Below are 14,395 nucleotides of genomic sequence, written 5' to 3'. Positions count from 1 at the left end.
TCGGATCAACCGCGCGCGGCGGCCAGGCCCGTAGTTGAATTAAATGCAGCCCTGGCTGCGGCGGCGACGTTCTCGGGGGTGAAGCCGAACTCGGCGAACAGGGTCTTGGCGTCGGCGGAGGCGCCGAAGTGTTCGAGGGAGACGATGCGTCCTGCGTCACCAATGAACCGGTACCACGTCAGACCGATCCCGGCCTCGATTGCGACGCGGGCCCGCACGGACGGCGGAAGGACCTGCTCGCGGTACTCGCGCGGCTGCTCCTCGAACCACTCCACGGACGGCATCGACACCACGCGCGTGCCGATCCCCTCGGCCTCCAGCTGCTCGCGCGCGGCGACGGCGAGCTGGACCTCGGAACCGGTGGCGATCAGGACGACGTCCGGGGTCTGCTTCGAGGACTCCTTGAGGACGTAACCGCCCTTCGCCGCATCCGGGTTGGGGGCGTAGGTCGGCACGCCCTGGCGGGTGAGCGCGAGGCCGTGCGGGGCCGGGTTGGTGGCGTGGCGCTTGAGGATCTCGGCCCAGGCGATCGAGGTCTCGTTGGCGTCGGCGGGGCGGACGATGTTCAGGCCCGGGATGGCGCGCAGGGAGGCCAGGTGCTCGACCGGCTGGTGGGTCGGCCCGTCCTCGCCGAGGCCGATGGAGTCGTGGGTCCAGACGTACGTCACCGGGAGCTGCATGAGAGCGGACATCCGTACGGCGTTGCGCATGTAGTCGGAGAACACCAGGAAGGTGCCGCCGTAGATGCGGGTGTTGCCGTGCAGCGCGATGCCGTTCATCTCGGCGGCCATCGAGAACTCGCGGATGCCGAAGTGGACGGTTCGGCCGTACGGGTCGGCCTCGGGCAGCGGGTTGCCCTTCGGGAGGAAGGACGACGTCTTGTCGATGGTGGTGTTGTTCGAGCCGGCCAGGTCGGCGGAGCCGCCCCACAGCTCGGGCAGGACCGCGCCCAGCGCCTGCAGCACCTTGCCGGAGGCGGCGCGGGTGGCGACCGCCTTGCCCTCGTCGAAGACGGGCAGGGCGTCCTGCCAGCCCTCGGGCAGCTGACCGGCCACGATCCGGTCGAACAGCTCGGCGCGCTCGGGGTTGGCACCGCGCCACTTGTCGATCTGCTTGTCCCAGGCTGCGTGCGCCTCGGCACCGCGGTCGAGGGCCTCGCGGGCATGGGCGAGGACGTCGGCGTCGACCTGGAAGGACTGCTCGGGGTCGAAGCCGAGGAGGCGCTTGGTGGCGGCGATCTCGTCGGCGCCGAGCGCGGAGCCGTGGGAGGCCTCGGTGTTCTGCGCGTTCGGGGCGGGCCAGGCGATGATCGTGCGCATGGCGATGATGGACGGCCGCTCGGTCTCGGCCTGCGCGGCCTTGAGTGCCGCGTACAGCGCCGGAGCGTCGATGTCGCCGCCGAGCGAGGGCTCGACGCGCTGGACGTGCCAGCCGTAGGCCTCGTACCGCTTCAGCACGTCCTCGGAGAACGCGGTCGCGGTGTCGCCCTCGATGGAGATGTGGTTGTCGTCGTAGAGGAAGACCAGGTTGCCGAGCTTCTGGTGGCCGGCAAGGGAGGAGGCCTCGGCGGAGACGCCCTCCTCCAGGTCGCCGTCGGAGACGATCGCCCAGATGGTGTGGTCGAAGGGGGAGGTGCCCTCGGGGGCCTCGGGGTCGAAGAGGCCGCGCTCGTAGCGGGCGGCCATCGCCATGCCGACGGCGTTGGCAGCGCCCTGGCCGAGCGGCCCGGTGGTGGTCTCGACGCCGGCGGTGTGCCCGTACTCGGGGTGGCCGGGCGTCTTGGAGCCGTGCGTCCGGAAGGCCTTCAGATCGTCGAGCTCGACCTCATAGCCCGCGAGGAAGAGCTGGGTGTAGAGGGTCAGCGAGGTGTGGCCGGGGGACAGAACGAAACGATCCCGGCCGGTCCACTCGGGGTCGGCGGGATCGTGACTCATCACCTTCTGAAAGATCGTGTACGCGGCCGGGGCGAGACTCATCGCGGTGCCCGGGTGACCGTTGCCGACCTTCTGCACGGCATCGGCCGCGAGCAGCCGGGCCGTATCCACCGCACGCCGGTCGAGGTCGGTCCATTCGAAGCTGTCCGGTGTCTGCGTACTCATCTTCAAGAAGTCCTCGATCGACTCTGCGTAACTGCTCTGATGCGTTCAAACTTAAAAGTCTGACTTTTACGGGGGAAGGTCGCCGTGTGTCAGCCTGTGGTGAAAGTGGGACACCGGCGGCGCGACCTAGGCGGCACGAGTAGGACATGGCGGGCAGAACCATCCAAGGTGGAGACGGTGACGGCGGGATGGACGGCATCCGAACGTTCCCTTTCCCGGTCGAGCTGAGTGTGGGCGGAGTCGGCATGCAGGTCGGCCCGATGGGGACCGGCCGCACCTGGCACGCCGAAGCGCCGCTGGAGCGTGTGCACCGCATCGACTTCCACGTCGTGATGCTCTTCGACGACGGCCCCGTCCGCCACATGATCGACTTCGCCGAGTACGAGGCGTCGGCCGGCGATGTGCTGTGGATCCGCCCGGGCCAGGTCCACCGCTTCTCGCGCACGAGCGAGTACCGCGGAACCGTCCTGACCATGCAGCCCGGCTTCCTGCCCCGCGCCACGGTGGAGGCGACCGGCCTCTACCGCTACGACCTGCCGCCCCTGCTCCGCCCCGACGGGCGACAGCTGACCGGCCTCCGGTCCGCCCTCGCCCAGCTGCAACGCGAGTACGAGGACACGGCGACGCTGCCGTTGAGCCTGCACACGGCGGTGCTGCGGCACTCCCTGACGGCGTTCCTGCTGCGGCTGGCGCACTTGGCGGCCAGTTCGGCGGAGGCCGCGCGCAGCCGGTCGGACACGACGTTCACCCTCTTCCGGGACGCCGTGGAGAAGGACTTCGCCATTAACCACAGCGTCAGCGCTTACGCCGATGCGCTCGGCTACTCCCGCCGCACCCTGGTCCGCGCGGTCCGCGCCGCGACCGGTGAGACCCCCAAGGGCTTCATCGACAAGCGGGTCGTCCTGGAGGCCAAGCGCCTGCTGGCCCACACGGACATGCCGATCGGCCGGGTCGGCGCGGCGGTCGGCTTCCCGGACGCCGCGAACTTCTCCAAGTTCTTCCAGCAGCACACGGAGGTGACGCCGGCGGCGTTCCGGGCGGAACTGCGGTAGGGGCGGCCGCTCTTGACACGCGGCGCGGGCGCACCTGGGAGACTTCCATGACCGTCCCCGAGCACGAATCCGCGCCCGCGTCCGCGACCGATGCGCAGCTGACGGCCGCCCACGCCTCCGTCACCCTCCTCGACCGTCTCGCCGAGAAGCTCGGCGGCCGTGCCTCCGTGACGGCCGTCTACGGGGAGCCCGTCACCGTCGGCGGCGTCACCGTGATTCCCGTCGCCAAGGTCGCGGTCGGCATCGGCGCCGGAGTCGGGCGCTTCGGCCGCGGGGCGCGCGGCGAGGGCGGGGCGGGCGGAGGGGAGGCCGAGGCCAAGCCGCTCGGTTACATCGAGATCCGGGACAGCAGGGCGACGTACAGAGCGATCCGGGATCCGTGGACCGATGTGATCGTCCCTGTTGTCGTCCTCATCGCCGGCAGCTCGCTCCCCAAGATCGTCCGGGAGTTGCGCCGCCGGGCATGACGCCCCGCGACGCCGCGCACGATGCCCCCGCGAGGCGGATCTCGCGGGGGCATCGTCGGGCACCGGGTCAGTGCCCGAAGGCGAACCAGTTCACGTTCACGAAGTCCGCCGACTGGCCGCTGCTGAAGGTGAGATACACGTCGTGTGTGCCGGTCACCGAGCTGATGTTGGCCGGGACCGTCTTCCAGGTCTGCCAGCCGCCCGTGTTGGCGAGGGAGAAGCTTCCGATGGGGGTGCTGGTGGCGCTGTCCAGACGTACCTGGACCAGGCCGCTCACGCCGGAGGCGGCGCCGCTGGCCACGCGTGCGTTGAACTGTGTGGCCGCGGTGGAGCCGAAGTTGACGCCCTTGTAGAGGGCCCAGTCGCCGTTGGCGAGGTAGCCGATGTCCTGGCCGCCGCCGGTGTCGGAGGTGGTCTCCGTGCTGATGCCGGACTGGCTGTCGTACGACTCCGCCTGGATGGCGCTGTAGGCGTCACGGTTGCCGGTCGGTGGGGTCGTTGAACCGCTCCCGGTCGCGGAGAGCACCTGGACGTAGTCGACGACCATCGGGTGGCCGGACTCCGTGGCGCTGGTCGGGCCGCCGCCGAACGCGGCCGGGAAAGCGCCGCCCATCGCCACGTTCAGGATGACGAAGAATCCGTGGTTGGTGGCGTTGGCCCAGGTCGTCGCGTCCACCTGACTGGACGTCACAGTCTGGTAGTTGACGCCGTCGACGTAGAAGCGGATCGCCTCGGGGCTGACAGAGCGGTCCCACTCCATGGTGTACGTGTGGAAGCCCGACTGGCAGGTCGTGCCGGGGCACGCCGTCGAATTGCCCAGGCCCGTCGTCTCGTTGCAGGGGCCGCCCGAGCTGGTGCCGCAGTGCATGGTCGCCCAGACCTTGTTGATGCCGTTGACGTTCTCCATGACGTCCAGCTCGCCGACGCTCGGCCAGTTCTGGTAGTTGCCGCGGTAGGGGGCGCCCAGCATCCAGAAGGCGGGCCAGTAGCCTGCGGCCGCGTCTCCGGTGACGTTGGGCATCTGGATGCGGGCCTCGACGCGCAACTTGCCCCCCGCCGGGGGCTGGAAGTCGGTGCGGGTGGTCTCGATGCGGCCCGAGGTCCAGTTGCCGGCCGAGTCGCGGATCGGAGTGATCTTCAGGTTGCCGCTGCCGTCGAGCGCGACGTTGCTGGTGCTGTTTGTCATCGTCTCGACCTCGCCGGTGCCCCAGTTGGCGGGGCCGCCCGGATACGAAGTCCCGGTGTCGTACTGCCAGTTGGAGGTGTTGGCACCGGTCCCGGCCGAGCCGTTGAAGTCGTCCAGGAACACCTGCGACCAGCCCGTCGGAGGCGTGGGCGCCGAGGCGTTGGCGGACTGGGTGGCCGCCATGGCGACCGCGGCGGCCAGGCCGAGCGTGCTGAGTACGGCGATGAGCGCGCGTCGCCGTCTGGGTATGCCGGAGGTTGCACTCATGGGGGTGCCTCTCGGGTACGGAGTGATGGGCTGCGGGGTGCCCTTGAGAGCGCTCTCAAAGTGGGCCCAATGTGCTCTCCGTCACCGGGGTCGTCAAGAGTTAAAGCAAGGAAAGTCCTTTCGGGGCGGGGAAGTTCAGGCTGTGAAGGGCTCAAAAGTGCTAAAGCGCACTCCCCGCCTTCCACTGCGACCACGACAGGTTCCAGCCGTTGAGGCCGTTGGCCGGGTCGACGGTCTTGTCGCCCGAGTTCCGGACGATGACGACGTCGCCGAGCATCGAGCTGTTGTAGAACTTGTAGCCCGCCACCGAGCTGTCGTTCGCGCCCTTGGCGTCGTGCAGGCCGACGCAGCCGTGGCTGGTGTTCTGGTTGCCGAACACCGAGGTCGACGCCCAGTAGTTGCCGTGCACGAAGGTGCCGGACGTGGTCAGGCGCTGGGCGTGCGGGACGTCGGAGATGTCGTACTCGTCGCCGAGTCCGACCGTGGAGGACTCCATGCGGGTCTGCTTGAAGCGCTCGCTGATCACCATGATCCCGGACCAGGTGGTGTGGCTGGAGTCGCCGCCGGAGACGGGGTAGGTGGCGATCGTCTCGCCGCCCCGCTTGACCACCATCTCCTTGCTGGAGAGGTCGACCGTGCTGATCTGCTCGCGGCCGATGTGGAAGGTGACGTCCTTCTGCTGCGTGCCGTAGATGCCGTCGGAGCCCTCGATGTCCTTGAGACGCAGACTGAGGGTGATCTTCGTGCCGGCCGCCCAGTAGGTCTCCGGGCGGAAGTCGAGCCGGGTGTCGCTGAACCAGTGGCCGACCACCTCGACCGCGGGCTCGGCGGTGACGGTGATCGCCTTCTGGACGGCGGCCCGGTCCGACACGGCGTGCGTGAAGTTGATCGACACGGGCATGCCGACGCCGGAGGTGGAGTTCGCCTCGGGCGTGAAGTAGCCGACGAAGGTCTCGCCGGGCGACTTGGTGGTGAAGGTCGCGGTCTGCGCCGACGAGCCCTCCGGGGTGGCCGTGACGGTGTACTTCGTCCCCGAGTAGGGGTTCTTCGCCGAGGTCCACTTGGTCTTGGCGTCGTTGAACGAACCGGCCAGCGTGGAGCCGTCGTTGCCGGTGACCTTCACCGACGCGAGCGTGCCGTCGGCCACGGTGACCTCGACGGGGTCGGCGAAGCCGGCCTTCTTGGTGCCGTCGGCGGGGGTGACCGAGACGGTGGGCTTCTTCGCCGCGGCCTTCGCGGACGCGGCGGCCTTCGCCGTCCCCTCCGAGGCGTCGGCCGAGCCGCTGCACCCGGTCAGTACGGCGGCGGCCGGTGCGGCGCCGAGCACGGCGAGCAGCCCACGCCGGGACCACCTCTGCGACTGCTGCTCGGACCGGTTCGATATGTGCGAGACGCCCACGGCAGGCCTTTCTGGGATGTCCACCTTTTCCGGGTGCATCCTGCGCCGCGTAGATTTGCTGCCCCTTTGAATCCCTGGGCCGCTTCCTGAGATTCCTGTGAGGACTCCCGTTGAGAAGGTCTGAAACCACGGTTGTCGGGCCCACGGGGTTTGTGAACAGAGTATGAACGGCCCGACCGGGGCCCTGAGTATCCGGTGAGATCCCCGTCACGGCATGGCTTCCCCACCTTCCCGGTCGGAATAGTTCGGAAACAGAACGACCGACCATCGCCGGAGGTATACGTGACCGAAGTCCGCGAGCCGCACACCGTGGCCGTCGTCGGAGCGGGCGCGGCGGGCACACTGACCGCCGTCCAGCTCTGCGAGACGGCGACGCGCCGCCGGACACCGCTCGACCTGGTCCTGCTCGATCCGGCCCCGGAGGCGGGACGGGGCACGGCGTACGCCACGCGCGACCCGCGCCATCGGCTCAATGTGCCCGCGGGCGGCATGAGTTGCTACCCCGACGACCCGGGCCACTTCACCCGCTGGCTGTGCCGGCACGGCGAACCGGCCGTCACCGGCGCCGACTTCGCCACCCGCTACCGCTTCGGCGCCTACCTCGCCGACACCCTCGCGCAGGCCATCGTCCGGGCTCAGGGGACGGTCTCCGTACGACGGCTGCGCAACCGTGCCGAGACCTGTACCGACACCCCCGACGGCCGGGTGGAGCTCCACCTCGCCGACGGGGGACACCTGACCGCCGACAGCGTGGTCCTGGCCACCGGTCCGGCAGCCCCGTCCGCCGGCTGGGCCCCGCCCGCCCTGCGCGCCTCGGACCGCTTCGTCGCCGAGCCCTGGCGCACGGGCGCCCTGGACGGCCCGTGTTCCGACACCGCCGACGTCCTCCTCGTCGGCACGGGTCTGACGGCCGTGGACCTCGCGCTCACCCTCGACCGCCCCGGCCGCACGGTGCACGCCCTCTCCCGCAGCGGTCTGCTGCCCCAGCCGCACGCGCTCACGCCCGCCGGCCCGATGGCCTCGCCCACGGACCTGGACGACACCTCACTCGGCCGCCTCCGCCGCGCCGTCTACCGCCACATCAGCCGCTCCGTACGCACCCACGGCGACTGGCGCCCCGCCCTCGACAGTCTGCGCCCGCACACCGCACGGCTGTGGCACAGCCTCACTCCCGAGGACCGCGCCGAGTTCCTCGCCCGCGAGGGCGCCCTGTGGAACACCCACCGCCACCGCATGGCGCCCGCCACCGCCGAGTCGGTCTCCCGGGCCCGAACGGCACGACGGCTCGGCGTCCACACGGGCACGGTGACGGACGTGGTCGAGCAGGACGGCCCGCTCCTCGTCACCCTCTCCAACGGCCGTACTCTGCACGTCGGTTGGGTCATCGACTGCACCGGACCGGGGCGCCACCTCGACGATCCCCTGTGGCGCTCCCTGTTCGCGTCCGGTGCCGTCGTGCCCGGCCCGCTCGGTATGGGCGTGGCCACCCGCGAGGGGCGGCTGCTGGATGCCGAAGGGCGCGCCGACCGCCCGCTGTTCACGCTCGGCGCCCCGCGCCGCGGCGAGCTGTGGGAGACGACCGCGATCCCCGAGATCCGGGTCCAAGCCGCAGCTCTGGCAAGGGAGTTGCTCACCCCGCTGACGCGCACGCCCCGCCCCTCCCGCCGTCCCGTCGACGGACACGGCCTGGCCCTGACCACCCACGCCGAGGCGGCGGCCGCCTACCGCGGTGGCCTCGAACGGGTCCTCAAGGTCCGTGCCGGAGCGGAGGACGCCTTCGCCCGGACGGTCGCCCTCGACCCGGGGTTCGCCCTCGGCCATGCGGCCCTCGCCCTGCTCGGCCACGAGTGCGGCGCCGCCGTCGACGTACCCAGGGCTCTCGCCGAGGCCGGGCGGTGCGCCCGCGAACGGGCCGACGACCGCGAGCGCTCCTTCGTGGACGTGGTCACGCGCCGGGTCCACGGCGACGAAGGGGACACCGCTCTCGTACGACACCTCGACGCGTACCCCGCAGACGCGCTCGCGCTCGCCGCCGCCGTGCCCACCATCGCCTTCTCCGGTGTCACGGACCTCGACGGCGACCACGCGCTGCGGCTGGTCGAGCGGACGTCCCCCGCCCACGACGGCCACTGGTTCCACACCTCGCTGCTCGCCTTCCTCCGGCAGGAACAGGGGCGGCTGCACGAGGCCGGCGAACTCGCCCACCGCGCACTGGCGTCGGAGCCGGCCTCCGGGCACGCCGTGCACGCGCTCGCCCACGTCCACTACGAGTCCGGGGCGCACGAGGCGGGCCGCGACTGGCTGGACGGCTGGGTGTCCGGGCAGGGCCGGGGCGCCGTGCACCGGGCCCACTTCTCCTGGCACATCGCCCTGCACGAACTCGCCCTGGACGACCCGGCCGCGGTGCGCAGGCGGTGGTTCGCGCAGCTCGCGCCGGGGCGGGTGGTGACCGGTGTGCGCGCGCTGGTCGACTCGGGGTCGCTGCTGTGGCGGGCCCGGCTGAGCGACAGCTGGCGGGGCGAACTGCCCGCCTCGGACGTCCTGGACACGGTCGCACGGGATGTCCTGGAGCGTCCGGCGACCGCCTTCACCGCCCTGCATGTCGCCGTCGCCCTCGCCGCCGCGGGAGACCTGCCCGCCCTGCACCGGCTGCGCGACCACGCCCTGGGCGCCGACGAGGTGCAGCGAGAGGTCATCGTCCCGCTGTGCGAGGCGTTCGCCGCGCTCGTCGAGGAACGCTTCCACGAGGCGGCCCGCGGCCTCGACGCCCTGCTGCCGGTACTGCGCCGGGTCGGCGGCAGCGCGGCCCAACGGGAGGTCGTCGAGGAGACGTTGCTCTACGCCCTGGTGTCGGCGGGCCGGTGCGACGCGGCCCGGCGGCTGCTGGACGCCCGGCTGGACCGCAAGGAGGCACCGCGGGACCGCCGGATGCGGGCGGGGCTGGTCGCGTAGGGCACGCGTCGCGGCCCGTCCCCACCGCGGTGCGGGGGCGGGCCGTGCCGGCGGGGCGGGACAGGTGATCGGCGACCGCGGCCGGTCCCGTATCCGTTCTCTGTTCCTGCTCAGCGGTTCGCCAACTCCGCCTGTTCTAGCGGTTCTTCGCTCACCCCGAACCGGTCGTGCACGCGCCGCAGCGGCTTCGGCGCCCACCACGCCCGTCGGCCCAGCAGCGACATCGTCGCCGGGACCAGCAGCATCCGTACGATCGTCGCGTCGATCAGCACCGCGAGGGTGAGGCCGAGGCCGATCTGCAGGATGGGGGAGAAGCCGCCCGTCATGAAGGCGCCGAAGACGACGGCGAGGAGGAGAGCGGCGCAGGTGACCACACGGCCGGAGCGGCGCAGACCCATCACCACGGCTTCCTGGTCGTCGCCCGTCACGCGCCGGGCCTCCCGCATCCGCGCCAGGATGAACAGCTCGTAGTCCATGGCCAGTCCGAAGGCGATCGCGACGATCAGCGGCGGCGCGGTCAGGCTCAGGGCGCCCAGGCCCTCGGCGCCCAGTGCTCCCGCGAGGTGACCGTCCTGGAAGACCCGGACCACCACGCCCAGGGCGGCGCCCAGGCTGAGCAGCGTGGTCAGGATCGTGCGCAGCGGGATCAGCACCGAGCCCGTGAAGGCGAACAGCAGGACGAAGATCCCGGCCAGCACGGTCACGGCGGCCCAGGGTGCCCGGTCGGAGAGCATCGCGCGGAAGTCGACCAGGCGGGCGGCGGGGCCGGTGACCTGGACGGGTTCGTCGCCGCGGACGTCCCGCACCCGCTCGACCAGGTCGGTGGCCTCCTTGCCGTCGACCCGGCCCGACGGTTGCAGCTGTACGACCGTGGTGCCGCCCGGCAGTTGACGGGACCGGGCGGTGGGGGACAGGGCGCGGATCCGGTCGCCCGTCGCCGGGTCGGTGCCCGGCTTCAGGACGACGGTGACCGGAGAGACGCCGGTGCCCGGCGGGAAGTGCGCGTCGACGGTGTCGTACAACTGCCGTGCCTCGGTGCCCGCGGGCAGTTGCGTCGCGTCACCGATCTCGATCTTCATGCCGGTGACGGGCAGTGCCAGGACGAGCAGGGCGGGGACGACCGTGGCCAGGACGGCGAAGCGACGGCGGGCGGCGAAGCGGGCGACGCGGGCGAAGAAGCGGCCCTCCTCGCCGTCCGGCCCGGCCTTCGCCGGGGGGATCTTCGCGCCGAACCTGGCGAGCAGCGCCGGCAGCAGGGTCAGCGCGGCCAGCATGTCGATGACGACCACGGCGGCCACGGCCAGGCCCATGCTGCGCAGGAACACGCTGGGGAAGACGAGCAGACCGGTCAGGCTGACGGCCACGGTGAGCCCGGAGAACGCCACCGTCCGCCCGGCCGCGGCGACCGTCCGGTGCACCGCCTCGACGACGTCCTCGGTGTGTCGGCGCTCCTCACGGAAGCGGACCAGCATCAACAGGGCGTAGTCCACGGCGAGTCCGAGCCCGAGCATGGTCGTGACCTGGATCGCGTACACCGAGATGTCGGTGACCTGGCTGAACCCGAACAGCGCCAGGAACGCGCCCGCGATCCCGCTCACCGCGATCACCAGCGGCAGCCCGGCCGCACGCAGCCCGCCGAACACGACGAGCAGCAGGGCCAGTACGACGGGGAGCGAGATCAACTCGGCGTTCTTCACGTCCTCCTGGGCCCGCTCGCCGAGCTGCTTGCCCAGCAACGGGCCGCCGCTGACGTGGACTTCCGGCGCGTCGATCTGCTTGATGCGGTCGGCGGCCGCATCCACGGCCCGTTCCTCGGCATCGTCGTCGAGACCGCCCTTGAGGGTGACGGGGACGATCAGCGCCCGCCCGTCCTCGGCGGTCAGGCCGCGGGTCGTGTACGGGTCCGGCACGGCGGCGACACCGGCGATCCCCCGTACGTCGGCGACGGCTCGCTCGACCTCGGCGCGCAGCCCGGGGTCGGAGACGGCGACGCCCTCGACGACCGCGGTGACGGACTCGCCGGTCGGGTCGACGCGGTCCAGGTACTGGGCGGCGTGCTCCGACTCGGTGCCCGGCACCTCGGGCACGTTGTCGGACAGCCGCCCGAAGACGCCCGTCCCCAGCCCGAAGCCGAGCAGCAGGAAGAGCACCCACACAAGGATGACGGTCAGCGGGCGGCGGGTCGCTGCCCGCGCGAGGCTGGAGAGCACGGTCCCTCCCGGCGAATCGAGGACGGTCGGTCGATGCACTCAGGCTGGTGCCGACGGGGGTGCGGGCGGATCGCCGGGAGGAGCGGTTTCGGGGGCTCCGTCGTATGGGGGAGACGGCGATGCCGCTCACTCCCGTGAGGGAGGCGGGAATCGTTCCGGTTGCCGCGGAGGTTGACCGACCAATTACCCGCGATCTTCGAGGAGCGCCGAGTGTCCGATGAACCCGCAGTCCGTGAACTCCGCCTGGTTGTCACGGCAGATGACTACGACGAGGCGCTGCGCTTCTACCGCGACGCCCTCGGCCTGCCCGAGCGTGCCGCGTTCTCCTCTCCCGACGGCCGGGTCACCATCCTCGAGGCGGGCCGGGCCACCCTGGAGCTGACCGAGCCGAACCACGCCGCCTTCATCGACGAGGTCGAGGTGGGGCACCGCGTGGCCGGGCACATCCGGGTCGCCTTCCAGGTCGACGACTCCGCAGCCGCCACGGCACGGCTGGCCGCCGCCGGAGCCGAGGTGCTCGCCGAGCCGACCCGCACCCCGTGGAACTCCCTGAACTCACGCCTGGAGGCGCCCGGAGCACTCCAGCTCACCCTCTTCGAGGAACTGGACGGCTAGGGCCCTTCTGATGGATCTCCGCGGCGTCGCGACGCCCGGCACGCACGCTCACCGTGCGGCGTGGAGGGCCAGGTGGCTCCGCCACATGACCCTCCACGCCGCACGCCGATCGCACGCACCGAACGCCGCTCCTTCTTCCACGGAGATCCATCAGAAGGGCCCTAGACGGTCAGGGGGCGCCCGGTGTCACCAGCCCCGTCTCGTACGCGCAGATCACCGCCTGGACCCGGTCCCTCAACCCCAACTTGCTCAGCACATTGCTGACATGGGTCTTGACGGTGTGCTCGCTCACGAAGAGGGTCGTGGCGATCTCGGCGTTGGACAGGCCGCGGGCCAGCAGCCGCAGGGTCTCCACCTCGCGGGCGGTCAGCGCGTCCAGCCGCTGCGGGGTCACCTCGGCGGTGGACTCCTCCCGGCGGCGCCGCACGATGTCCGCGACCAGCCGCCGGGTCACCGTGGGCGCGAGCAGGGAGTCGCCGGCCGCGACCACCCGTACGGCGTGCACGAGGTCGTCGCGGCGCACGTCCTTGAGCAGGAAGCCGCTGGCGCCCGCGTACAGCGCCTCGTACACGTACTCGTCCAGGTCGAACGTGGTCAGCATGACGACCTTGCAGCAGGACTGCGCGCACACCCGCCGGGCCGCTTCGAGCCCGTCCATGACCGGCATGCGGATGTCGAGGAGCAGGACGTCGGGCGTGTGCCGCTGCACCGCCGCGACCGCCTCGGCGCCGTCGCCGGCCTCGGCGACCACCTCGATGTCCTGCTGCGCCTCGAGGATCATGCTGAAGCCGCTGCGGACCAGTTCCTGGTCGTCGGCGACGACCACCCGGATGCTCACCCCAGTGCCGCCTGCCGGTCGGTGGCCGCGGGCAGTCGTACGACGACCCGGAAGCCGCCGTCCGGCCCGCGCCCGGCCTCGGCACTTCCCCCGCACGCGGCGGCCCGCTCCCGGATGCCGATCAGCCCGTGTCCGCCGCCCGGTGCCGTAGGGCCCCGTCCGTCGTCCGTCACCGCCAGGGTCAATTGGTCCTCCGCCCAGTGGAGTTCGACGGTCGCGGAGGAAGCGTACGCATGCTTCACGGTGTTGGTCAGGGCCTCCTGCACCACGCGGTAGGCGGCGACCTCGGCGTCCGGGAGCAGGTGGCGCGGCTCGCCCGTGCTGCGCAACTCGACGTGCAGGCCGGTGGATTGGCCGACCTGGTGCAGGAGCTGAGGGAGCGCCGCCACGCCCGGCTGCGGTGAAGTGCCGCCCCGCTGCTCCTCCTTGAGGACCCCGAGGATCCGCCGCAGCTGTGCCATCGCGTCCCGTCCGGCCGTCGCGATCGCGTCGAAGGAGGCCTCCGCGCGCTCCGGATCACTGCGCACCACGACGGGACCGGCCTCCGCCTGGACGACCATGAGGCTCACCGCGTGGGCGAGGATGTCGTGCATGTCCCGGGCGATCCGGGCCCGTTCCTGAGCGATGGCCCGCGCGGTGTCGGCGGCGCGCTCCCGCTCCAGGTGCCGCGCCCGGTCCTCCAACTCCGCGGTGTAGGCGCGCTGGATGCGGGCGAGCCACCCGAGCGCGTAGGCGCAGGCGATGCACAGCAGGTGGAAGGCGTACTCGAAGGGCCGGGTGTCCTCCTTGTGCTGCATGGTGACGGTGACCCCGATCGCCCAGCCCACCAGCATCACGCGCCGCTGCCAGGGCAGGCCCCGGGCGGCCATCGTGTAGAGGACGACCAGCCCGCCGTACATCACGTCCGGCGGGGGTGCGTGGTAGACCGCCATCGCGGGAGTGGCCGCCGACACCGCCCACGCGGTCGCGAACGGCGCCCGCCGTCGCCACACCAGTGGCACCGCCGTGGCGGCTCCCAGCAGCCAGCCCTGCCAGGTGAGCCGGTCGTCCCCTTCGTCGGGGAAGATCCACTGCAGCGAGACCGCGAACAGGACGAGCGCGGCGAGGGCGGCGTCGACGACGTACGGATTCACCGTCCGCAGGCGCGCGGCGACCTGCGTGAACCAGGGCGGCGGGGACATGGCGGCTCCTGACGGGAGAGGGCCGTTCCAGTATCACGAGGGTGGTGTGAAGCGTGCCTCGCCGGTGAGAGGGATATCCGGCGCGGCGCTCCGCCGGCTGTCCGCACGATGCCGCTGGGAACCTGCGGG

10 protein-coding genes are annotated in these 14,395 nt (G+C 71.6%); 4 read left to right on the top strand and 6 right to left on the bottom strand.

Annotated elements, in window-relative coordinates; translation table 11 throughout:
* Positions 1–5: 5 nt before the first annotated feature.
* A complete protein-coding gene (gene tkt, locus OG303_RS11140; RefSeq protein ID WP_405867374.1) occupies positions 6–2,099 on the bottom strand; it encodes a transketolase in 2,094 nt (697 codons plus the stop codon).
* 146 nt (positions 2,100–2,245) lie between these two features.
* Here tkt and OG303_RS11135 point away from each other — a divergent pair, with 146 nt between their 5' ends.
* Entirely contained in the window at positions 2,246–3,151 is a 906-nt protein-coding gene (locus OG303_RS11135; protein ID WP_405867372.1) for an AraC family transcriptional regulator, read from the top strand.
* 47 nt (positions 3,152–3,198) lie between these two features.
* Positions 3,199–3,618, top strand: a complete 420-nt coding sequence (locus OG303_RS11130; protein ID WP_405867370.1) for a GerW family sporulation protein — start codon at positions 3,199–3,201, stop codon at positions 3,616–3,618.
* Between the two features lie 67 nt (positions 3,619–3,685).
* Here the strand turns inward: OG303_RS11130 and OG303_RS11125 are convergent, their stop codons facing one another.
* Entirely contained in the window at positions 3,686–5,071 is a 1,386-nt protein-coding gene (locus OG303_RS11125; protein WP_405867368.1) for a glycoside hydrolase family 16 protein, read from the bottom strand.
* Between the two features lie 160 nt (positions 5,072–5,231).
* The gene (locus tag OG303_RS11120; protein ID WP_405877193.1) at positions 5,232–6,470 is read right to left on the bottom strand and encodes an Ig-like domain-containing protein; all 1,239 of its coding nucleotides are present in this window, start codon (positions 6,468–6,470) and stop codon (positions 5,232–5,234) included.
* Between the two features lie 282 nt (positions 6,471–6,752).
* On the opposite strand from OG303_RS11120, the gene OG303_RS11115 reads away from it, so the two are divergent.
* Entirely contained in the window at positions 6,753–9,422 is a 2,670-nt protein-coding gene (locus tag OG303_RS11115) for an FAD/NAD(P)-binding protein (RefSeq protein ID WP_405867366.1), read from the top strand.
* A 110-nt stretch (positions 9,423–9,532) separates the two neighbouring features.
* Here the strand turns inward: OG303_RS11115 and OG303_RS11110 are convergent, their stop codons facing one another.
* A complete protein-coding gene (locus OG303_RS11110) occupies positions 9,533–11,632 on the bottom strand; it encodes an MMPL family transporter (protein WP_405867364.1) in 2,100 nt (699 codons plus the stop codon).
* 210 nt (positions 11,633–11,842) lie between these two features.
* Between OG303_RS11110 and OG303_RS11105 the strand changes: the two genes are divergently transcribed.
* A complete protein-coding gene (locus tag OG303_RS11105) occupies positions 11,843–12,247 on the top strand; it encodes a VOC family protein (RefSeq protein ID WP_405867362.1) in 405 nt (134 codons plus the stop codon).
* Positions 12,248–12,416: 169 nt separating this feature from the next.
* On the opposite strand, the gene OG303_RS11100 is transcribed toward OG303_RS11105, so the two are convergent.
* Positions 12,417–13,085, bottom strand: a complete 669-nt coding sequence (locus OG303_RS11100) for a response regulator (RefSeq protein ID WP_405867360.1) — start codon at positions 13,083–13,085, stop codon at positions 12,417–12,419.
* A complete protein-coding gene (locus tag OG303_RS11095; RefSeq protein WP_405867358.1) occupies positions 13,082–14,266 on the bottom strand; it encodes a sensor histidine kinase in 1,185 nt (394 codons plus the stop codon). The genes OG303_RS11100 and OG303_RS11095 overlap by 4 nt, the downstream gene beginning before the upstream one ends.
* Positions 14,267–14,395 lie beyond the last annotated feature (129 nt).

It is taken from the genome of Streptomyces sp. NBC_00005, from assembly GCF_045160215.1.
Lineage (GTDB): Bacteria > Actinomycetota > Actinomycetes > Streptomycetales > Streptomycetaceae > Streptomyces.
The sequence above is the reverse complement of the archived record's forward strand: the minus strand, read 5'-3'. Positions and strand labels throughout refer to the sequence as shown.

What these genes read in the sequence shown, in the direction of transcription:
- tkt (WP_405867374.1), bottom strand. Translation starts at nt 2,099, where the DNA reads ATGAGTACGCAGACACCGGACAGCTTCGAATGGACCGACCTCGACCGG.
- OG303_RS11135 (WP_405867372.1), top strand. Translation starts at nt 2,246, where the DNA reads ATGGCGGGCAGAACCATCCAAGGTGGAGACGGTGACGGCGGGATGGAC.
- OG303_RS11130 (WP_405867370.1), top strand. Translation starts at nt 3,199, where the DNA reads ATGACCGTCCCCGAGCACGAATCCGCGCCCGCGTCCGCGACCGATGCG.
- OG303_RS11095 (WP_405867358.1), bottom strand. Translation starts at nt 14,266, where the DNA reads ATGTCCCCGCCGCCCTGGTTCACGCAGGTCGCCGCGCGCCTGCGGACG.
- OG303_RS11125 (WP_405867368.1), bottom strand. Translation starts at nt 5,071, where the DNA reads ATGAGTGCAACCTCCGGCATACCCAGACGGCGACGCGCGCTCATCGCC.